Source organism: Comamonas odontotermitis (assembly GCF_020080045.1).
GTDB lineage: Bacteria > Pseudomonadota > Gammaproteobacteria > Burkholderiales > Burkholderiaceae_C > Comamonas > Comamonas odontotermitis.
Window position 1 is genome coordinate 3,279,727 of the sequence record NZ_CP083451.1, and the last position, 17,113, is coordinate 3,296,839.

The 17,113-nt window shown below is 58.3% G+C and carries 27 protein-coding genes and 2 tRNA genes; 1 reads left to right on the forward strand and 28 read right to left on the reverse strand.

Annotation, left to right across the window (positions count from 1 at the left end; all coding sequences use genetic code 11):
- Positions 1 to 29: 29 nt before the first annotated feature.
- The 28 genes from LAD35_RS15060 to LAD35_RS22440 form a co-directional block, all read right to left on the reverse strand.
- A complete protein-coding gene (locus LAD35_RS15060; protein WP_224149816.1) occupies positions 30 to 299 on the reverse strand; it encodes a DUF1799 domain-containing protein in 270 nt (89 codons plus the stop codon).
- A 26-nt stretch (positions 300 to 325) separates the two neighbouring features.
- Positions 326 to 745: a phage tail assembly chaperone gene (locus LAD35_RS15065; protein ID WP_224149817.1), complete on the reverse strand. Its 420-nt coding sequence runs from the start codon at positions 743 to 745 to the stop codon at positions 326 to 328.
- 117 nt (positions 746 to 862) lie between these two features.
- Positions 863 to 1,525, reverse strand: coding sequence for a phage tail protein (locus tag LAD35_RS15070; RefSeq protein WP_224149818.1), 663 nt, complete (start codon positions 1,523 to 1,525; stop codon positions 863 to 865).
- Positions 1,526 to 1,637: 112 nt separating this feature from the next.
- Positions 1,638 to 1,991 carry a tail completion protein gp17 gene (gp17, locus tag LAD35_RS15075; protein ID WP_224149819.1) on the reverse strand — a complete coding sequence of 118 codons (354 nt, stop codon included), beginning with the start codon at positions 1,989 to 1,991 and terminating at the stop codon, positions 1,638 to 1,640.
- A gap of 1 nt (position 1,992) precedes the next feature.
- Positions 1,993 to 2,583: an HK97 gp10 family phage protein gene (locus LAD35_RS15080; RefSeq protein WP_224149820.1), complete on the reverse strand. Its 591-nt coding sequence runs from the start codon at positions 2,581 to 2,583 to the stop codon at positions 1,993 to 1,995.
- Positions 2,584 to 2,585: 2 nt separating this feature from the next.
- On the reverse strand, positions 2,586 to 2,840 hold the full coding sequence (locus LAD35_RS15085; RefSeq protein ID WP_224149821.1) for a hypothetical protein: 255 nt from the start codon (positions 2,838 to 2,840) through the stop codon (positions 2,586 to 2,588).
- Positions 2,837 to 3,163, reverse strand: coding sequence for a phage head closure protein (locus LAD35_RS15090; RefSeq protein ID WP_224149822.1), 327 nt, complete (start codon positions 3,161 to 3,163; stop codon positions 2,837 to 2,839). The genes LAD35_RS15085 and LAD35_RS15090 overlap by 4 nt, the downstream gene beginning before the upstream one ends.
- Before the next feature lie 2 nt (positions 3,164 to 3,165).
- Positions 3,166 to 3,507: a head-tail connector protein gene (locus LAD35_RS15095; RefSeq protein ID WP_224149823.1), complete on the reverse strand. Its 342-nt coding sequence runs from the start codon at positions 3,505 to 3,507 to the stop codon at positions 3,166 to 3,168.
- Positions 3,508 to 3,510: 3 nt separating this feature from the next.
- On the reverse strand, positions 3,511 to 3,675 hold the full coding sequence (locus LAD35_RS15100) for a hypothetical protein (protein WP_224149824.1): 165 nt from the start codon (positions 3,673 to 3,675) through the stop codon (positions 3,511 to 3,513).
- Positions 3,676 to 3,731: 56 nt separating this feature from the next.
- On the reverse strand, positions 3,732 to 4,904 hold the full coding sequence (locus LAD35_RS15105) for a phage major capsid protein (protein ID WP_224149825.1): 1,173 nt from the start codon (positions 4,902 to 4,904) through the stop codon (positions 3,732 to 3,734).
- Positions 4,901 to 5,764, reverse strand: coding sequence for a head maturation protease, ClpP-related (locus LAD35_RS15110; protein ID WP_224149826.1), 864 nt, complete (start codon positions 5,762 to 5,764; stop codon positions 4,901 to 4,903). The genes LAD35_RS15105 and LAD35_RS15110 overlap by 4 nt, the downstream gene beginning before the upstream one ends.
- Positions 5,761 to 6,951, reverse strand: coding sequence for a phage portal protein (locus LAD35_RS15115; protein ID WP_224149827.1), 1,191 nt, complete (start codon positions 6,949 to 6,951; stop codon positions 5,761 to 5,763). Before LAD35_RS15115 ends, LAD35_RS15110 begins: the two co-directional genes overlap by 4 nt.
- A 92-nt stretch (positions 6,952 to 7,043) precedes the next feature.
- Entirely contained in the window at positions 7,044 to 8,720 is a 1,677-nt protein-coding gene (locus LAD35_RS15120) for a terminase large subunit (RefSeq protein ID WP_224149828.1), read from the reverse strand.
- Positions 8,720 to 9,148 (reverse strand): terminase small subunit, encoded by a 429-nt coding sequence (locus tag LAD35_RS15125; protein WP_224149829.1) that lies wholly within the window; start codon positions 9,146 to 9,148, stop codon positions 8,720 to 8,722. Before LAD35_RS15125 ends, LAD35_RS15120 begins: the two co-directional genes overlap by 1 nt.
- A gap of 156 nt (positions 9,149 to 9,304) precedes the next feature.
- Positions 9,305 to 9,625: an HNH endonuclease gene (locus LAD35_RS15130; protein WP_224149830.1), complete on the reverse strand. Its 321-nt coding sequence runs from the start codon at positions 9,623 to 9,625 to the stop codon at positions 9,305 to 9,307.
- Positions 9,622 to 9,795, reverse strand: coding sequence for a hypothetical protein (locus LAD35_RS15135; RefSeq protein ID WP_224149831.1), 174 nt, complete (start codon positions 9,793 to 9,795; stop codon positions 9,622 to 9,624). The genes LAD35_RS15130 and LAD35_RS15135 overlap by 4 nt, the downstream gene beginning before the upstream one ends.
- A gap of 316 nt (positions 9,796 to 10,111) precedes the next feature.
- Entirely contained in the window at positions 10,112 to 10,270 is a 159-nt protein-coding gene (locus LAD35_RS15140; RefSeq protein WP_224149832.1) for a hypothetical protein, read from the reverse strand.
- A gap of 253 nt (positions 10,271 to 10,523) precedes the next feature.
- Positions 10,524 to 10,598: transfer RNA gene (locus LAD35_RS15145), tRNA-Arg, on the reverse strand.
- Between the two features lie 4 nt (positions 10,599 to 10,602).
- Positions 10,603 to 10,693 (reverse strand) — tRNA-Ser (locus LAD35_RS15150).
- 146 nt (positions 10,694 to 10,839) lie between these two features.
- Complete coding sequence (locus tag LAD35_RS15155; protein WP_224149833.1) at positions 10,840 to 11,250, reverse strand: hypothetical protein; 411 nt, start codon at positions 11,248 to 11,250, stop codon at positions 10,840 to 10,842.
- Between the two features lies 1 nt (position 11,251).
- Complete coding sequence (locus LAD35_RS15160) at positions 11,252 to 11,677, reverse strand: hypothetical protein (protein ID WP_224149834.1); 426 nt, start codon at positions 11,675 to 11,677, stop codon at positions 11,252 to 11,254.
- Between the two features lie 16 nt (positions 11,678 to 11,693).
- Positions 11,694 to 12,032 (reverse strand): hypothetical protein, encoded by a 339-nt coding sequence (locus LAD35_RS15165; protein ID WP_224149835.1) that lies wholly within the window; start codon positions 12,030 to 12,032, stop codon positions 11,694 to 11,696.
- Positions 12,029 to 13,834: a bifunctional DNA primase/helicase gene (locus LAD35_RS15170; protein ID WP_224149836.1), complete on the reverse strand. Its 1,806-nt coding sequence runs from the start codon at positions 13,832 to 13,834 to the stop codon at positions 12,029 to 12,031. The genes LAD35_RS15165 and LAD35_RS15170 overlap by 4 nt, the downstream gene beginning before the upstream one ends.
- Positions 13,831 to 14,727: a helix-turn-helix domain-containing protein gene (locus tag LAD35_RS15175; RefSeq protein WP_224149837.1), complete on the reverse strand. Its 897-nt coding sequence runs from the start codon at positions 14,725 to 14,727 to the stop codon at positions 13,831 to 13,833. The genes LAD35_RS15170 and LAD35_RS15175 overlap by 4 nt, the downstream gene beginning before the upstream one ends.
- A gap of 10 nt (positions 14,728 to 14,737) precedes the next feature.
- Positions 14,738 to 15,229, reverse strand: coding sequence for a hypothetical protein (locus tag LAD35_RS15180; protein WP_224149838.1), 492 nt, complete (start codon positions 15,227 to 15,229; stop codon positions 14,738 to 14,740).
- Between the two features lie 4 nt (positions 15,230 to 15,233).
- Positions 15,234 to 15,380, reverse strand: coding sequence for a hypothetical protein (locus LAD35_RS15185; RefSeq protein WP_224149839.1), 147 nt, complete (start codon positions 15,378 to 15,380; stop codon positions 15,234 to 15,236).
- Positions 15,377 to 15,910 carry a phage regulatory CII family protein gene (locus LAD35_RS15190; RefSeq protein WP_396022751.1) on the reverse strand — a complete coding sequence of 178 codons (534 nt, stop codon included), beginning with the start codon at positions 15,908 to 15,910 and terminating at the stop codon, positions 15,377 to 15,379. The genes LAD35_RS15185 and LAD35_RS15190 overlap by 4 nt, the downstream gene beginning before the upstream one ends.
- A gap of 300 nt (positions 15,911 to 16,210) precedes the next feature.
- Complete coding sequence (locus LAD35_RS22440; RefSeq protein ID WP_396022752.1) at positions 16,211 to 16,444, reverse strand: helix-turn-helix domain-containing protein; 234 nt, start codon at positions 16,442 to 16,444, stop codon at positions 16,211 to 16,213.
- An 83-nt stretch (positions 16,445 to 16,527) separates the two neighbouring features.
- Here LAD35_RS22440 and LAD35_RS15195 point away from each other — a divergent pair, with 83 nt between their 5' ends.
- Positions 16,528 to 17,091 (forward strand): hypothetical protein, encoded by a 564-nt coding sequence (locus LAD35_RS15195; protein WP_224149841.1) that lies wholly within the window; start codon positions 16,528 to 16,530, stop codon positions 17,089 to 17,091.
- The last annotated feature ends 22 nt before the right edge of the window (positions 17,092 to 17,113 follow it).

Sequence of the window (17,113 nt, forward strand, 5' to 3'; positions counted from 1 at the left end):
ATAGACCTGCATGAAGCAGGCCCGCGCCCCTACTTCACATCGATTGCAAGAACCACTCTCTCCAGGGCGCGCATTTCAGCGAAGAGGTGATCCCATTCTTCTTGATCGCCCGCAGCAATCCGATCCAGCAGCGGGTACAGGGATGCGTACCACATCCCTGTTCTGCCGCCTCCGCCCACTCCGACCGCAATGCTCCATTGCGTCTGCATGCTCACAAAGAGCAGCAGCGTCTCCCAGTTTTCGGGCCAGACTTCTACCGGGTCTTCCCAGTAGTCCTCTGGCTCACAACCTTCAGCCACTTCTGGGGCGGGCTTGAAATACGAAATTACTGCGGCTTCAAGTTTCCCAGGCGGCCTTCCGTACACATGGCACGGTACTTCTCCCAGAACGCGCTTGGAGCCTCAGGCTCTTCGTCAAAGAGCTGCTCCAGGTTCTTCTGGCTCAGCTCCAGATCCAGCGGCCAGGACTTCACAAACTGCATGGTGCGTTTTGCGTTGGCCTCGATCCCCTGGTCTGCCAGCTTGGCAAAGCTGAATTTCTCGCCTTCTTCAAAGCCGTTGACCTTGGCTTCGGCAAGTTGGTCCCAGAATTGCGCAAACTCCTTGCGGGTGCGATAAATGAACTGGCATTCGAGCTTCACCTCTTGGCCGGTCACGCTGGTGAATTCGACAGTGCCGGGGATGCTCTCAGGGCGCGCGCCGAAGATGAACGCTGCAGGTTTTTGCTTCTTGGTTTCGGTGGTCATAACGATTTTCTTTCAGTGGAGGGAAACAGATAAGCCCGTGCGCAGCCGCCCGCCCCACTGAAAGGAGCGAAGCGGCTGCGTCGGTGCATGGGTGATGGGCGAAATGCCCGGGAGTGCTTACACGCTGTTGCTGTAGCGGGTGGACTTGGACTTGCCCGAGAAGTCAGCCTTGCATCGGTTGACTTGGCCGTCCTGCATCGTCACTTCTTCGTTGAAGGCAACAGTGCAGGCCAGGTACGACACAGCGCCCTTCTTCATGGTCAGGCGCTGGATCGTGTCCGCGCCAGTGGCCGACAGGTCCACCAGTGCGTCATAGCCGGGGGTTTCGATGGCGTCCGCGTCGATTTCGATGGAGCGCGAGACGGGCGTGAAACCATCATTGATTTCCTGCTCGTTTTCGCTCTCCAGGTAGCGATAGGTCACCTTCTTGGCATCACCGCCCGAGCTGGTGTTGTTCAGGATCTGAACCACATCAACCCAGGTCAGGGCCTTGACGAAGCCACCCGCGCCGCCGCCAGGGCTGAACAGGTTGGTGTTGGTCGTGTTGGCATTGCGACCTTCCAGCGTGAAGGTGTCCGGCGTCGGTACAGCCTTGATGCGGTACACGCGGCCATTGAGCTGACCCCAGCCGGAGAACACAATCACAATGTCGCCAACCTGCAGGCCGTGGGCTGCAGAGGTGCAGACCGCTTCAGCAGCATTGGTAACAGCAGAGATCGTCTTTTTTGCAGACAGCGAAGTGGCGACAGCAATACGCGCGCCGGTAGGTAGAGAAGCCATTTTTGGCCCTTTCTGAAACAAAAAACCCGCTCGGCGCGTGCTTTGCGGGTGGGAACAGCCCTCGTCGGGCACAAAAAAACCGGCCTAAGCCGGTGTCTGGTGGTCGGGGCGGTTAGCGCGCTCCGGTGATAGAGAAGGTCATCAAGTAGCCTTTGGCTATGTCTGCGTCGTCATAGGACAGGACAGGCTGGCCATAAGCCTCTGCTTGGAACTGAGGTGCCTTGCAAATGGCCTCCTCCAGCCGCAGGATCAGCGCCAGCGCATCGAGCGCCGTTGCGTCCCAGGTATTGATCTGTATCTGCGCATTGCGTTTGTCTGCCGCCTCGCTGTCCAAGTAGCGCAGCGGATCGCCTCCGATGTGCTGCCAGGTGACATAGGGTGTTTTGGTGTTGTAGGGAGCAGTCCCCACAAACACCCGAGGACAGTGCGCGCCGATCACAGCAAGTAGATCGCTCTCAAGTGACATATCAACCTTTCAGGCCCAGCCGCCTCCAAAGCTCATCGCGCGCCGCGTCCTGAGCTGCAGTGATCGAACTCGAAGCACTGCGCACGAATGCAAAGCCGGGGATCTGCTTGGGCGTGGGCAGCGGCACGTAATAGGCATCCTTCTCGGCCTGGGAAGCACGTCGCCCCGGTTTCTTGGTGCCGTCCATTCCAGGCCGCACCATTGGCCCCATGCCGTCCGGGCGCATGCGATAGCGCTGCATCCAGCCAAATTCAAGCAAATGCCCGTGGGGGGCCTTCTTGTGGTTCCAGCTAACGTGATACTCGACCCGCAGGCCCTCAACCGAGTTTTCCGGGCTGTATGCCTGGTAGATCGATCGGTCCAGATTGCCTGTAACCCTGCCCATGGTCGACACGTTGAGCTTTACCCGGTCATACAGAACCTGCGCGCCCGCCTGGGCGGCTGGCCGGATTGCCTGCTCAATGTCCTCCTCCAGCGCGTCCAGGCCATCAAACATGCCGCCAAGGTCCGCATCAATGCCGAAGCTGCTGTTGCCCTTGAGCACTTTGGATCGGCCATTGCCGCCCTTCGTTGACAGCGTGCGCCGGGCCATGGTCAGCTCTTGAACAGCACAGCGTCAGTGCCAGCAGCCATTGCGGCCTCGACCGCAGCCGGGTCAGACTTCAGCCACGCCTTGTTGGCCTTGGCAACATCGGCAGGTACGCCAATGATCAGCAGCCCAGCGGCATAGCCATATGGGCCAAAACTGCCCCGCGCAGTGGAGAGGACCGTAATCGGGTCGTTGCCTGCTGCTTCTGGCTTGGCCGTGACAGGCTTGGCCTGATTCGGCGTATCTCGGGATTTCGTCATGTCTTTTCCTCACAAACGAGGTCTATAAATTCGCGCTTTCCATCAACCGAAAGCGGACCGGCCTTGATTTCGTAGACGCGCGCGCCATGCACAACCCGCATGCCTGGGGCAACATCGGTGCGGTAACGGATGCGAATAGAGGTGCGAATCACCGAGGTTTGTGCGCCCGCCTTGATCGTGGCTAGGCCCGAAGGCTGGCGAATGTCGGCCCAGGGCTCGCACACCAACACCCATTGATCTGGAAGCGGCTCATGCCATTCGTTCTCAGCGGGGCCTTGCTTCTCGACCCGCACCTTGTTTCGCAGTTGGCCAGCAGTGGTCATACTCAGACTCCATTGATGATGCGGTGAGGCCGCAGAAGCGACCGCGCACCCAGAGGCAGCCGCGCGACCGAAAGGCCCGTCACCACATCCTCGCGGTTGGCGTACAGGTGGCCCAGCGTCAGCAGAATTGCTGCTTTGATGGCGTCGTTGACCACCATCGGGCTAGCTCCGGCAGCGCCAGCAGCCACAGCCGCGTCAAGCGCCGCCTGATCTGCGAACACCTTGCGGTTGAGGTAGTCCATGGCGGATTGCTCCGCTGCGCCCTGGTACAGGGTAATCAGAGCATCCTCCTGACCGGCCTCTACTCGCAGATGGGCGAGCACTTCGGGGGTGGTCAGGAACATGGTTTAGGCCTCCGGCTTGGCGGGCTTCTGCGCAGCGGGCTTGGCGTCCACTGCCTTCAGCTCAATAGCCGCGGCTTCCAGCTCAGGCGGGATTTCGTCGCCAGGGTTGAATGTGGTCGGGTAGATTTCGCCGCTCTTGACGCCATCGAATTGCTTGGTTGCTTTCATTGCTTGCTCCTGAAATGAAGAGGGAGGCCGAAGCCCCCCCAGGGTTACACCGTGGCTTACGCAGCGACCTTCAGAGCGCGCAGGCACTCTGGGTTTTGCACGCCGCCGCCCACACGCTTAGTGGTGTAGAACAGCACATAGGGCTTCTTCGTGTACGGATCGCGCAGCACGCGGATGCCCATGCGGTCGATGATCAGATAGCCGCGCTTGAAGTCGCCAAACAGGATGGGCAGCGAATTTGCGGCCACATCAGGCATGTTTTCGTCCTCAGCCAAGCCATAGCCGTGCAGGGTTGCAGGCTGGCCAGCCTGGGCAGAGGGCTGCCACAGGTAGTTGCCTTGTCCGTCCTTCAACTTGCGCAGCTTGGCGATGGTCAGGTTGTTGGTCAGGAACTGGGCGTTCTGGCGGTACTTCTTGGGCAGGCCATAGATCAGATCCAGCACAGCATCAGAGCCAATATCGGCTGCTGCACCACTGTTGATCGCCTTGATGGCGCCAAATGGGTGCTTGGCCGCGTTGGAGCCGCCCGTCACGTAGGTCAGGATGCCAGCGGGCTTCTTGACGCCATCGCCGCTGATGAAAGCCACGCCCTCTTGCTCAGCGAATTCAGCCTGCACCTCCGATGCCAGCCAGGCCTCGATGTTGATTTCTGCATCGTCCAGAATCTGCTGGGTGGCAGCAGGGTTGGCGTAGATTTCACCGTGCCCGAAGCCCAGCTCAGCCAGCACAGGGGTGGCGGTCTCGGGGCGCACGTCCGTTTCGCCCACCCAGCCGGAGCCAGTGCCGCCCATGTTGAACAGCTTCTTCCAACCTGCTTTGCTGGTGACCTGCACCTGGGCGAGTTGGCGCATGGGCGATTCTTCGCGCAGCTTGTCAGTGATGGTGCCATCCCATTCCACGGGGGTCAGGTAGCCGCCTTCTTCCGCCGTGCCCTTGTTGAGGGCAGCTTGCACGTCGCCCTTGCGCATGTGAGCCTCGAAGGAGCTGGTGTACTCCTTGTCGCGCAGCGCCTTGGTGCCGGTGCCCATCTGGGCAGATGCGATCTTGGTATGGGCGTCTTCCACTTCCTTTTGCAGGCGATCAATGTTGGCATTGATCTTGTCCTGCTTGGCCAGGAAGTCGGCGGTGCTATTGCCGTCTTTCAGAGCCTTCAGCTCTTGCGTGTGGGTGCTCTTGAACTCTTCGAACGAGCGGCCCAGGTCTTCAATGGTCTTGTTGATGTCGGTCATTTTGTGCCTTTCATGGTGGCAATGAGGTCTTGCAGCGCTTGCGCTGCTACGGGTTTTGCTGCCGAGTCACTCAGGCCGCCATTGCCAGCCGAATCGCTCAGGCTGGACTTGAAATCAGATAGAACGCGCTGCGCCTCGCTACGAGGCAAGCCGCTTGCGCGCAATGCGGCCTCGATGCGGCGGACCGCTGAGGCCTGGGTGTCAGCGCCGTGCTTGATGGCGGCATCCTCTAGCAGGGAGTCGGCCCAGCCGTCCGCCACTGCTGCAGAGCCGCCAATCCAGCTCTCTTTGTCCATCAGGGTTGTGATGCGCTTGAGGTCTACGCCCGTGCGCTCCTGGTACACATCAGCCATGGCCGCATCAAAGGGCGCCATCTGCTCACTCAGCGCGGCAAAGTCGTGGCGGTTGCCAGCGGCCAAGCACCAGCAGTTGTGAATCATCAGGAACGATGGGCGCCCTATGCGGATCTCGTCGCCCGCCATGGCGATCACAGAGGCCGCGCTGGCAGCAATGCCCAGAATGTTCACCGTGACGCGGCCCGGATGCATGCGCAGCTGGTTGTAGATGGCGATCCCCTCGAACATGTCGCCGCCTGGGCTGTTCATGTTCACGGTTACGTCCCGGTCGCCAATGGCGCGCAAGGCGCCAGCAATCCGGTTCGCTGTGACGCCCTCCCCAGTCCACCAGTCCTCGCCGATCACATCCAGAATGCTGATCACGTTGTCTGGCGAGTCGCCTGCTGCAGCCTGTATGCCCGGCGTCCAGCGCGACATGGCGCTGGGCAAGACATAGGACTGGATGTGCCCACGAATGCCCGCGTATGCGCTCGCATTCAGCTCAGGTAGTTTCTTTAGGCTCATCTTTTTGCCTTCTTTCCCGTGGGCTCGCCCAGGGTGTTGAACTTCGGATTCGGGTCAGCGGGGTATTCCGCCAGGTCCCGGATTTCGTTGGCGTTGTGCCATGGCTGGTGCCCACCAGCGCCCAGGGCCTTGGCGAAGTAGTCCGCCTGGTCCTTGAGGGTGCCGCGCAGCAGTGCACGCACGTTGAACTTGAAATACAGGCTCTCGCGCTCCTTGTCGGTCAGGAGGGTGCGGGCCAGGGCCTCTTCCCAGGACTGAAACCGGCTGGCCAGCGTGTACTGCACAAAGAAGATGCCCAGTTGCTCGATGCCAGAGCCCCAGCTGGTGTCATCCATCATCAGGAGGGGTCGCGGCACGCCGTACAGGCGGGCAACCTCCTCAATCTGGTGGTTGCGGTTCTCAATGTTCTGGCCATCACGGGCCGTGGAGCCGAATTGCTTGGCCTTGGCGCCATCTTCCAGAATCATCCACTTGTTGGCGTTTTCGGCCCCCGTGTAGTCCTCGTCCATGGATTGCTTCATGCGCTTGAAAGCTGGCTCGGATAGCTCGCCCTCAACCTCGATTGCGCCACCAGCCATCACGCCAGTGCGGAACACGTTAGAGGCCGCACGCTGCGCACCGGCTGCCAGGTCGAACACCTCAGAGGACAGTTTTCGGCGCGAGAGGCCCTCGATGCCATCCAGCGACAGGTCGCGGATATGCAAGATTTCCTCTTGGTCCAGGGTGAGCTGGCCGCCGTTCTCCGTTGTGCATTGGTACTGCATGCGCCAGCCCGGGCCCAGCTTCCCAGTTACCCGCCCCTTCTCGAAGGGGATGAGGTGAATCGGGCGGCCTCCGGAGCGGATGACGCGCGCATAGGCGTTGCCTTCCGTCTCCAGCAAAAGCTCCATCTGGCTCTTGAACTCCATGGGAGTCTGGTAGGGGTTTGGCTTGATGCGCACCAGCTTGTGGGCCGCGTGATCAGTCGCCTTTTGCTTGTCGTTTCCCTCTCGGTAGAGGCTCAAGGGCAGCATGCCCAGGCCATTGCAGATCAGGGTGAGGCAGCGCAGCGCAGCGGTGTTGCGCAGCATTTGGTTGCCCGTTGCGCTGCTGCCAGATCGCATGAATTCGAGGAAAGCCGGATCATTCAGCCCCTGAAATACCTGCCCCTCCGCCCGGTATGCAGGCGCCGAGGTGGCGTGCTGCATGACTGGCTCCAGGCGCTCCAGCGGTTCAGGCGGGCGCGACTGTGCCTCCGGATTTCTCCGGAACATGTCCAATAGTTTCATTGAGTCGTACCCTATAAAAACCTGATGCCGCGCCGCTCGTAGACCGATTTGCGCTTGGCTTCAGGGTTGGTCGCCATCAGCGTGACTGCATTGAGTGTTGCCATGAGCGGGTCAATCTTTGCGCTACCGCTGGCTTGCTTGGTGATCAATTGGGCATTGCCTCGCGGCTCAACCTTGGCATTGCCCACACTCCAGGCCATCAGCGGCGCGCCAGCATGGGTCAATTCACCGTCTTTCAGCGCCAGCTCAGCAACAGCAATGGCGCCGGTCAGCTTCCAGCCCTGAGAGATGCCGATAATCAGCTCCTCCGGGATGCCAGCATCCACCAGCGCCGTGAACACCACCTTGTGCGTGCGCTCAGGGTCCAGACCGATCTTGGCGAGCAGCCCCGCGTCGTAGATCTCCTTGCACAGTGCGGCAACTTCTTCAACGTCTTGGCGCGGTCTTTCGACAATCACCAGGTCGCCGTCTTTCACGAAGTCCAGATACTTGGCCTCGTCCGACTTGCGCCGCTCGATGCCGATGGGGTGAACCCAGGCCCGATTCCACAACAAGCAGCTTTGCTGGCCGGTCAACCTGCCCTCGACCGCGAAGCCCAGCAAGTCATCCAGGCCTCCGCCGTCGATGCCGACTGTCACCACCTCGCATTCGCGTTTGATGCGGGCCAGCGTCACGCTCCGGTCGCCGTTCTGCTCCCAGAAGTCGGCGCCGGTCCAGCGGTTGGCATGCAGGTTCTGCCCAATCTGAACATTCAGGTGCTTGGCCCGTATGTCTCGGACGGCGTGCTCGCCGGATTCCTCCGCCTCTTGAATCTTCTGCGCGATGACCTCCGCATCAACCGACACATTCCAATTTGGGTTGGTGATGTATGCGTTATCGAGATCCTCGTAGGCCTTGGCCTCCAGCATGTGGTCTGGAAACTCGTAGATCACAGGCAAAAATCGCTTGTCGACTACTTTTCCGTCTCGTACCTTGCGGGCATAGGTCAGCTTGTCTAGGAACACCCCAGCAGGCGGCTCAGCCGATTGTGTGGTGCAGTAGAAAACAAAGCCCTCAGGACGCGATGCAATTCCGCCCGTCGCCTCGGTGAGCATAGCTGCAGCCTTGGCGCTCTTGCCGAACTCATGAAGCTCATCGACAAACACCCCGGTCGCCTTCTTGCCGGTGACTGTTGCGCTATCTGCAGCAACCACTTTCAGCGTGGCATTGGTCAGCCGGTCGGTGACCGTCTTGTAATACTGTTGCTCATGGAAGCGGGCGGACAACTCCTCGTCAGCCAGGATCATTTCCCGAATAGGCTTGTACGCGTTGTCTGCCGCTTCTTTGGTTGGCGCAAGAATGATGAACTCCGCAGCCGTCCGGGTGTTGAGAATAAGCGCCGTGAGCATTACCCCCGCCGCGATCATAGACTTCCCGTTTTTCTTGCTGACCATCAACAGATAGTTGGTGATCAGACGACGCTTGCGCTCTGGGTCGTATGAACCAAACAGCGCGGCAACAAGCTCATTTACCCACGGCAAACAAGCTTCGCCCATAGTTGGACCACCATCAGCGTCCATCATCCGGAGGGCGCCAAACACATCCATTGCATCAGCAGCGACCTCGGGAAATAACGGCTTGACCGGCACCATGGACTGACGCGCAACAATGCGCTCCTCCCAGTCCGGGAGGCTTGTGGTCCACTCCATCACTTCACCGCCCTAAGGCCAAACTTGCCAGTAGCCGCCTTTTCAGCAGCCTCTTGCCTTGCGTCCTTTTTACCGCCCTCGCCCTTTTTGGCGAACTCGAATGGCATCAGGGCTTTGGCAGCATCGATACGCAGCCTGGGATCTAGGGCGACATCATTCATTGCCGCCATCAGGAACACGCGCGGGTCCTTATGCGCCATTGCCTGGTTGAGGTCAAACGAAGGGCGATCATCCGGAGGGGCCTCGCCCGCGTCCTTGGCCTTCTTGTGCTTTTTGATGTACTCAGCCACCTCAGCATCTTTAACAAGCCTTGAGCCTGCCGCTGATGCGGTTGCTGAGCTGTAACCTGCGGCGATTGCCGCGTCTTTATTCGACTTGCCAGCCAAAACGGCATTGGCGAACAGTCGCTTCTTGCCTGTTAAAGCCATTAACAAATCCTCCAATAGGGGAAATTTTCCGCGCGTGCGGAACAGGTCGGTTTCCAGGGAGGCCGCCCCTCAGGACTTATCACACCCCCGGGGGGTATCGATGCCGCTGCGGCTTGCCAGATCGCGCCAGGAGCATCGATCCTCTTGCACCTAGGGTCAACGCCCTGCGCTCCCTCTCGCCCTTGCCTGGGCTTCTCGCCTGGTCTTGTCCGCATGGCATGGGGTCTTGTGCAATGGCTGCAGGTTCGATTCATCGTTGCTGCCGCCCTGCTCCCGTGGGACGATGTGATCTATCTCATCTCGCCAGGGCAACCAGAGCAGCCCGCAGGCCGCGCACATGTAGTTGTACCGCTTGGCTACCCGCTCCCGCTTCGCCATCCATGAGCTGCCTCGCTCCATCTCTGTAGCGCCTGCCTTGGTGTCCAGCACAGGAACAGTGGAGCCCAACATGGGCAGGGTTGTCTTGAGCGTCTTCATTCAAGATACTCCTGCAAGAGGTCACTGACTGCTGGCCGATTGCAGTATTCGCAATGCTCAGGGCCAGGTTTGAGCAGTGCACCACATCCTTTGCAGCGCTCTCCCTCTGGGTCGATGATGATGTGGCGAGGATGCGCATCACACAGAAACTGATAGCTTAATGTCTGCATGGCTCTCTCCTATCGGGTGCAGGGGCTAGGCTCCAAGTGTGTAGGTCGCGTGTGCGGAGAGCCTGCCCTGCGGAAAAGAAACCGTCTTGGAATACGATGGGAGCTCTCACACAACCATCAATTTGACTAGGAAACGGCCTACATGCCCGTACTCCACACTCCTACAACAAGAACTTTTAGCATGTAGAAAATTACGGCTGTTTGGTGAAAAACTTGGGAGTAAACAACTGTGGAGATAGTCGATATTCACAGCATCAGTCCAGCCAACAAATGCTTGTTTGCCGACGGCACGAGCGTGGCTTGCTTTGCCTTGGTCTCATTGAGTGATCGAAGCACTGGAGGCAAGCATGTTGAGAAGCGAATCATTCCAATCAGGGAAGAAGACATTGGCTCCAATCTTTTGGGCCGGGATGTCCGCGACTTTGAAATAGCCATTGCCTTTATAGACACCTTCACTCAGCAAGGAAACTTTCATACGCACTAAGAGGGAGAGATGTTAGACAAAAAGCTGATCAGTGGCCTAGTTCTCGCTGCAGCAACAAGCCACACTTTAAGTACATCAGTTAGGGATCAATTTTTCAGTGATCAGAGCTATGCGGCAACGTTAACTTGCACTGCCTCAAATTTACAAGCACTCCCTTGGTGCCAACTCACTTCGATGTCGTTTCTTCAGATTCAGGAACCGCAAACTGGAAACGAAAAAGCCCGCACTAGGCAAGGCTCGGTGTTGGTGGGCCCGGAAGGAATCGAACCCTCATCCTCCGGTTCGTAGCCGGAAGTCCTGTCCATTGAACGACAGGCCCAAATTGGCGGAAGCACAAGGAATCGAACCCTCACCCGCTCTTCACGGATGGCGACGGTTTTCAAGACCGTTTCCCGACCTTCGGGGCATGCTTCCTAAAACGATGAGACAGAAACAAAAAAGCGCCCCCTGTCGGAGCGCTCTATCACCGAGCTTTGCAGACACCGCCGCCTCCGTCCAGGGATGCTGCGATTCTTATGCGTCTGCGCTCAATCGATAGGCTGAACGATACCATATAAATCTCATTTGTGCCAGCCCTTGCGAATTATTTGTGCAGCGACTTGAACAACTGCCTCAGATCGTGAGCTGCACACATCGGAATGCAGTCGCTGCCCTCCTCTGCCAGCTTCACACCGGTAGCTGCAGCGATCCCTCTGGAAAACCGTCACCACCCACCCCGCAAGGCTCAGTTTGCGCTCTACCTGGGCGGCATTGATCGGGTTGTGGGCTGGCCGAATCAGTTTGCTGCGCCACAGATCGCTTACTTCAGCATTGGTCGGGCGACCTTCGAGCTCTTCTTGCGCTTGGCACTTCTGGCACTTGGTGAACAACCTCAGGAAGCCGCGAATGACCTTGAAATCCTCATGCAAGCATTGGCCCAACAAGTGCTGATTCACCAACATCTCATCTGCTGTAGGGTAGGTACGCTTCATCTCACCCCCCCTTGGACAGCAGCATGTTGCGGCTGTCGGTCAGCAAACGGCCCAGCTCAACCAGACTGGTTCCAATGATCTGGCATGCCTTCTTTGGTGCCATCCATGGCTTCACATATACCCAGTTGAGAACGCCACGGTGCGGTAGTGGAAGATGGATTACCGCAGCATGAATCTTGGCAGCGTCCAGGTGATCAATCCTCTCCTGCGTCTCGGCCCGGGCTTGAGCATGATCCCTGGGCTCCGGCGGCACCATGCGAAACATGGGCGATATTTGGCGCGCTACCGACCCGTGACACCAGCGGCCCCAGTTCACCAGCCGTGCATCAATCTCTCTGTGCGCCTCTGGCACAGTGTTGAAGTCCACATAGCCGCGACCGCTGCGGCGCGCTTGTGTGGAAAGTGCTGCTGTCTCTGCAAAGTTCATTGGTCCTCCGTTTTGGCTATTGGGGTGTTGCGCTTGAGGCCTGCTGGTTCGCCTGCACGCGCTGGGTGAGATCCGCCATGAAGGCGTCGCAAAGGTCACCAACTCTGGTTGGCTCCCACTCTTCGATGGGCGGGGTTTTCCTCCCATACTCAGCCAAGGTGCGCCGCAAGAGGCTGCTGGCCAGCCTGCATTCGTCATCGCCGCCGACAAAGACCGGTATGAAATCTGACGCCCGGCCTTCGACATAGCATTTGCGGTTCTTCTCCAGCATCGTGCGCAGCGGCTCTACGTGGAAGCAGCGTTGCGATCCGCTCCAGAGCAGTGCATAGGTGGGTTCAAATTGATGATTGGTCATTGGGACTCCTCTGGCATGGGGTTGTTGACCTCCGGTCGACCACTAAAGGGAACAAAAGACACCGCAGAACGGCGAGAGTTGGTGGTGAACTGCTGCGCGGCCTTATTGAACCAAAGCCACTGCGTGTAGTGCTGTACATCGCCGTTGCGTTGCTTATGCAGCTCCAGCTTTGCATCTGGCTTGTCGGGGTCTACAGACGTGTCGTTTTCGTCCTTGCGGGCGCTCCAGACTGTGAACACGTTGTCTGCCCCGTCCGTGATCTTGGAAGACCCAGCTACATCCAACTTTCCCGGTCCCTTGCTCTCATCTGCGCCTTTGCGGGGGTGGGCCACCAAGTGCAGGTGGCAGCCATTGCGGCGCGCGAAGTCACACATCTTGCGCATGGCCTCTTTCTGAGCGGTCATAGCGCCTGATCCGTCCTCTGGAACATCGGTCATCATCAAACTGTCGATCACGAAATGACGGATGCCATAGCGCTTGCTGGCGTACAGGAACACTGCCAAAAGGCGATCCAAGCCCGCACTGCCAACCACGTTGAACAACCAGATGCGGTTATGCACCCATTGCCCAATGGCATCGAGGTATTGCATGGATGGGCGATCCAGCCCCGCCGCTTGCTTAGCCATGCGCTTCAATTGGCGCTCCGGGGTCATTTCGCCCGAGAACACCATGAAGCGCTCGCCTTGATCCACAAGGCCCAGCTCAACCTGGGAGAGCATCAAGCTCTTGCCGTGGCCGTTGTAGCCGGTCCAGACTGTTACCTCCCCGTGGCGAAACTCGAACCATTCCAGATCCTTGTCCAGGCGCAAAACCGGGTCACGGTCGTCATCATGGGCCGGGTAGAAAAGCGACTTGACCTTGGACATGAATTCGCTGGCCTGGCGCATCTCCTCAGGGTCCATCGGCTGTGCTTTGTCGATGTACTCCTGAAAATCCTGGTCGATGGCACCCTTCTGCAGGAACTCATTGGCGTCTTTCTCGGGCAGCTTCACGCGCTTGCAGCGGTCGATGCCTAAGCGACGAACCACCTCCTGCGCGCCCTTCTCGCCCGATTCGTCTCCATCAAAGAAGATCAGGATTTCACTGAACCGCTCCAGGCGCTCCCAGTCGTTTTCCAGCCATTGGTGGTTGCCAGCTCCCGCATTGACCGACAGCGCGGGGATACCGCACTGGTGCAGTGTCATGGCGTCGATTTCGCCCTCACAAAGCGCCACAACACGGGCCTTAGGGTCGATCAGGTGCCAGCCGAACAGGCAAGGCTCCGCCCCTCCCTCCTGGCGCATGTCGCGCTTTTCCGCAATGTTGCGGTACTTGACGTTGACCAGCTCGCCGTCTCGCAGGTACGGGAACAGCGCATAGGTCTTGCCGCCCTTGACCTGCTCGGCGATTTTGAAGGCCGCAATGGTCTCGTCCGTTAAGCCGCGCCCTCTCAGCCACTCCAGCGCCCCAGCCTTGGCCGTCTGGCAGCTAGGCTTTTCAGGCCGCTTGAAGTTCGGCTTTTCCCGCTCTGGCATCGTGTCGCGGATACCCAGGTACTGCTTCGCATCGCGCAGGGCCTCTGCCATCGAGCAGCCCCGCACCGCCACAAACAAATCGAGCAAGTCGCCGGATTCGCCGGTGGAGAAGTCCGACCAGACACCAGCCTTTGCGCCCTTGATCCGCACCGACAGCGACTGCCCCGGCTCGCCATTCACGCTGCCAGCCTTCCACTCCTGGCCAGAGCGCTTGCCCTGCGGAAGCAGGAACGAGGCGACGTTGGCCGCGTCTTGTGCGAGTCGCTGAGAGACTTCTGCCGCGTTCATAGCACCACCGCCTTTTTCTTGCCGTCACGGAATTCATGGGCGTTTCGTTCGTTGCAACCCTCGTTCTGGGCCTCCCATCGGTTGGCAAAGCCTGCACTGATCGCCCAGTCTGGCTTGTGTTCATTGCTGGTATGGGCCATCGTTTCGCTCGGTTTCAGCCATTCAGCCTGCAAGCCCTGCGATCCGCGCATGCACCAGACCTGCAGAAACGCCTCCAAGCTCAACCCAGCCTTCTCCGCCTCTTTCCTTGCCCCGATCAAAACCGTGTGGGTGACATTCGCCTTTTTTTGCTTCCGCAGCGCCAACCAGTCCTTCCAGGTTTGGGGCTGCACATCTGCCGGGCATTCCATCGGTGGAGTAGCCGTGCGTTTGCGCGCGGCGGTGCTCTCTCCCTGTCTTACTGATGTATTAATGGTGTCTATGGATGTATCAGGTGCACGTCGTGCCCCCCCGGGTGCATGTGGTGCACGGGTACTGGTGCACGTCGTGCCTGGGTGGTGGTGCACGTCCTGCACGGGTGCATCTGGTGCACGGGTGCATGTGGTGCCTTGGTCTTGGTCAAAATCTAGGTCATCAACCCGTGCACCTGGTGCCTGGGTACTGGTGCACGTCGTGCCTGGGTTAGCAGCCTCTTCACGCAGCTTTTCCAGATCGATTTCGCACCGGCTGTTCTTTCCAGCAATCTTGTTTACCTGAACAATTCCAGCTTGAGCCAGATCATCAAGCGCATTCATGACGGCACGCCGACTAAAGCACGTCCATTCGCACAGCCATGCCAAGGATGGCCAAGCTATGCCGTTGTCATCGGCGCGATCAGCCAGGGCCATCAGAACGCATTTACGCACTGGCTGAAGGCGTAGAGGTCTGCAGAGATTGGTAATGATGTTGCTCATTCCCACCTACTCAGAACGGCACGCCGTCATCGGCCTGCAGAGCACCGCTCTGGGCGTACTCCTTGTTGATCGCATCGCATGCTGCCCGCCACTCATCCAACTCTTGCTGGCTTGGCAGCGACAAAATCCAGAGCGTCCCGTATTCATAGACCTCGGCATACCAGCCGCGTGCTTCTAACCAGGCTTCAAAGCCGGTATGGATGAGGCCGTTGTACTCAGGCATATCCACGTAGCGATATGGCCCAATGGGCTCGCCAGGAGCGATCTCTGCCTCTCCACAGACCACTACGCCGATGGAATCGGTATGTCCTTGCCATGTACTCAAGGAAACCGGTCTGCTGCCAGGGAAGGTTGCTTGCAGCTCTGCGATCAAAGCGATCTCGTCAGAAGCTGTTTTGACTGTTGGTTTCATCAACCCACCTTTCAATCTTTGATTGGCACCTTTGAAAACACCATCGGCAGGCGGAAGGTGGAACCGCTTTTCGGGAGCTACCCTAGCCATGGCATCAAACTTGTCTCAGCTCCTGGGGAGCCTCTTCGTATTCCTGCAGCCACTTTGCTGACTCGATTTGTTCTCGCAGGCTGGCCGCGATCCGCTCTGCCTCTGCTAACTCGGCTTCGAGCTGCTCGACAGACTTTTCTGGGGGCGTCATGCTGGCGCCTCTTCGCGCATCGTGCGCACCGGCAGATCAACATGACGGCGCTCGTCAGCTGGCTTGCCTGCTTTGTGCTTTGCCTGCAAGATGGCGAATAGCCGGGCCTGGGCGGCCATGGAATCAGCAAACTCCTTGGTGATTCGCGTCATTTCTGGGTCGGTGATCTTCTTGTCCGCGTAGCTGCTAGTGGACTCAGCCAGGTACTCGCCAAACTCCCGCGCAGCGGCAGTGAGTTGCTCGATGTATTCCTGGTCTGTGTCGGTTCCCTCTTGGGCGATGGGAACAAGCACATAGCCCAGTGCCTTGGCCATGGCCTGTATTGGCGCGTGATCGCCTGTGAGCTGGCAGATGGCTATCACCTCTTCCGGGCTGCAGTGCGCGCTCGGATAGGTGGGGCTGACTTTATGGCTGAGACTGGTTGAGGTCAGGCCCATGTAGCCAGACAAACCAACAGCTCCATTGGAGTCCTCGGGCTGCGGGCCGCGAAAGCAACGTACTGCGTTGTAGAGCAATGCTCGAATGTTCATTTGTGACTCCTTGCCAGATTTCTGAATTTGTTGGCAGTGACTTTGTGCGCGGCACCGGCCAAACTGAGAAGCATGAAAACGCAAACCACCTCCACCGCCCGCCGCCCCCAAATGCTTGGGAAGTTGATCCACCAATCGACGCAAACTCGACTTGCTGAAAATGCAGACGAATTCGGTAAGACGCACCGCACCCTGCAGACCAGTGCTCTACAAATGACTTGGATTGCTGGGGAGCTGTGCATTGCGTGCCGGGTCAGTCAGGTAGATCTGCCTGGGGCGAGGCGCTAAGTGAAGGCGATCTCACCCATGGGCCACCTCCTTTTGATTGGGGAGAGACTTAGCACCATAGATGTGGTCATAGGTCAACGCGACCCCAAGACCGGCAGCGAAAGTAATTAGGTTCTTGGCGACGTTTGGCGGCAGAGTCTGCCCGCGCTCATAGTTGCCAACATTGCCCTGCGTGCAGCCAAGACCTGAGGCTAGAGCCCGCTGGGTGACACCAAGGTAGGTTCGGATTGGCTTGAGGTTGTGCATGCCTCAATTATCAGTCCGACTAATTTATATGTCAACAGTCCGACTGTTTGATTTTTATCAGTATTACTTATAACCTCGCACCCATGCCTGCCCTGCCACTCACAGACGAACAACTGGCTGATGCTTCTCGCCTCAAATCACTGTATGAACAGTGGAAGTTGCAGCGCAAGGAGGAAGGACAGCCAGCAAGTCAGATGGCACTTGGCCACGCCTTGGAAATTAACCAAAGCTCGATAAGTCAATACTTAAACGGCACGATTCCGCTCAATACTGCTGCTGCAGCAAAGTTCGCCAAAGTGTTTGGCTGTCAGATAGACGACTTTAGCCCTGCCCTTGCCAAAGAAGCCCTGGGAATCGGAGAAGCAGTCAGTGCTCTTGTTTCTGATCCAAGTCCTGTCACTCTTGACCTGACATCTTTGACGAAACTTGAAATGCAGTTGGTTTTGATGTTCAGGCAGATGCCTGATGCGTTCAAAGATGAGGTCTTACATCTAGCCCAACAGCTACACACCGAAGCCAACCCGGTGAAATCAGCGGCCAATCCATTCCCTGCTGCTCCGCCACTTTCAAGATCAGCGCCGTCCCCAGCAAAAGAGAAAGCGCTAAAACGCACAACCAAGAAGACTGGCGAGTCTCAGTCTCATTGAATTCGGTGTACAAAAAACCGCC

What these genes read in the sequence shown, in the direction of transcription:
- LAD35_RS15065 (WP_224149817.1), bottom strand. Translation starts at nt 745, where the DNA reads ATGACCACCGAAACCAAGAAGCAAAAACCTGCAGCGTTCATCTTCGGC.
- LAD35_RS15070 (WP_224149818.1), bottom strand. Translation starts at nt 1,525, where the DNA reads ATGGCTTCTCTACCTACCGGCGCGCGTATTGCTGTCGCCACTTCGCTG.
- gp17 (WP_224149819.1), bottom strand. Translation starts at nt 1,991, where the DNA reads ATGTCACTTGAGAGCGATCTACTTGCTGTGATCGGCGCGCACTGTCCT.
- LAD35_RS15080 (WP_224149820.1), bottom strand. Translation starts at nt 2,583, where the DNA reads ATGGCCCGGCGCACGCTGTCAACGAAGGGCGGCAATGGCCGATCCAAA.
- LAD35_RS15085 (WP_224149821.1), bottom strand. Translation starts at nt 2,840, where the DNA reads ATGACGAAATCCCGAGATACGCCGAATCAGGCCAAGCCTGTCACGGCC.
- LAD35_RS15090 (WP_224149822.1), bottom strand. Translation starts at nt 3,163, where the DNA reads ATGACCACTGCTGGCCAACTGCGAAACAAGGTGCGGGTCGAGAAGCAA.
- LAD35_RS15095 (WP_224149823.1), bottom strand. Translation starts at nt 3,507, where the DNA reads ATGTTCCTGACCACCCCCGAAGTGCTCGCCCATCTGCGAGTAGAGGCC.
- LAD35_RS15100 (WP_224149824.1), bottom strand. Translation starts at nt 3,675, where the DNA reads ATGAAAGCAACCAAGCAATTCGATGGCGTCAAGAGCGGCGAAATCTAC.
- LAD35_RS15105 (WP_224149825.1), bottom strand. Translation starts at nt 4,904, where the DNA reads ATGACCGACATCAACAAGACCATTGAAGACCTGGGCCGCTCGTTCGAA.
- LAD35_RS15110 (WP_224149826.1), bottom strand. Translation starts at nt 5,764, where the DNA reads ATGAGCCTAAAGAAACTACCTGAGCTGAATGCGAGCGCATACGCGGGC.
- LAD35_RS15115 (WP_224149827.1), bottom strand. Translation starts at nt 6,951, where the DNA reads ATGCAGCACGCCACCTCGGCGCCTGCATACCGGGCGGAGGGGCAGGTA.
- LAD35_RS15120 (WP_224149828.1), bottom strand. Translation starts at nt 8,720, where the DNA reads ATGGAGTGGACCACAAGCCTCCCGGACTGGGAGGAGCGCATTGTTGCG.
- LAD35_RS15125 (WP_224149829.1), bottom strand. Translation starts at nt 9,148, where the DNA reads ATGGCTTTAACAGGCAAGAAGCGACTGTTCGCCAATGCCGTTTTGGCT.
- LAD35_RS15130 (WP_224149830.1), bottom strand. Translation starts at nt 9,625, where the DNA reads ATGAAGACGCTCAAGACAACCCTGCCCATGTTGGGCTCCACTGTTCCT.
- LAD35_RS15135 (WP_224149831.1), bottom strand. Translation starts at nt 9,795, where the DNA reads ATGCAGACATTAAGCTATCAGTTTCTGTGTGATGCGCATCCTCGCCAC.
- LAD35_RS15140 (WP_224149832.1), bottom strand. Translation starts at nt 10,270, where the DNA reads ATGAAAGTTTCCTTGCTGAGTGAAGGTGTCTATAAAGGCAATGGCTAT.
- LAD35_RS15155 (WP_224149833.1), bottom strand. Translation starts at nt 11,250, where the DNA reads ATGAAGCGTACCTACCCTACAGCAGATGAGATGTTGGTGAATCAGCAC.
- LAD35_RS15160 (WP_224149834.1), bottom strand. Translation starts at nt 11,677, where the DNA reads ATGAACTTTGCAGAGACAGCAGCACTTTCCACACAAGCGCGCCGCAGC.
- LAD35_RS15165 (WP_224149835.1), bottom strand. Translation starts at nt 12,032, where the DNA reads ATGACCAATCATCAATTTGAACCCACCTATGCACTGCTCTGGAGCGGA.
- LAD35_RS15170 (WP_224149836.1), bottom strand. Translation starts at nt 13,834, where the DNA reads ATGAACGCGGCAGAAGTCTCTCAGCGACTCGCACAAGACGCGGCCAAC.
- LAD35_RS15175 (WP_224149837.1), bottom strand. Translation starts at nt 14,727, where the DNA reads ATGAGCAACATCATTACCAATCTCTGCAGACCTCTACGCCTTCAGCCA.
- LAD35_RS15180 (WP_224149838.1), bottom strand. Translation starts at nt 15,229, where the DNA reads ATGGCTAGGGTAGCTCCCGAAAAGCGGTTCCACCTTCCGCCTGCCGAT.
- LAD35_RS15185 (WP_224149839.1), bottom strand. Translation starts at nt 15,380, where the DNA reads ATGACGCCCCCAGAAAAGTCTGTCGAGCAGCTCGAAGCCGAGTTAGCA.
- LAD35_RS15190 (WP_396022751.1), bottom strand. Translation starts at nt 15,910, where the DNA reads ATGAACATTCGAGCATTGCTCTACAACGCAGTACGTTGCTTTCGCGGC.
- LAD35_RS22440 (WP_396022752.1), bottom strand. Translation starts at nt 16,444, where the DNA reads ATGCACAACCTCAAGCCAATCCGAACCTACCTTGGTGTCACCCAGCGG.
- LAD35_RS15195 (WP_224149841.1), top strand. Translation starts at nt 16,528, where the DNA reads ATGCCTGCCCTGCCACTCACAGACGAACAACTGGCTGATGCTTCTCGC.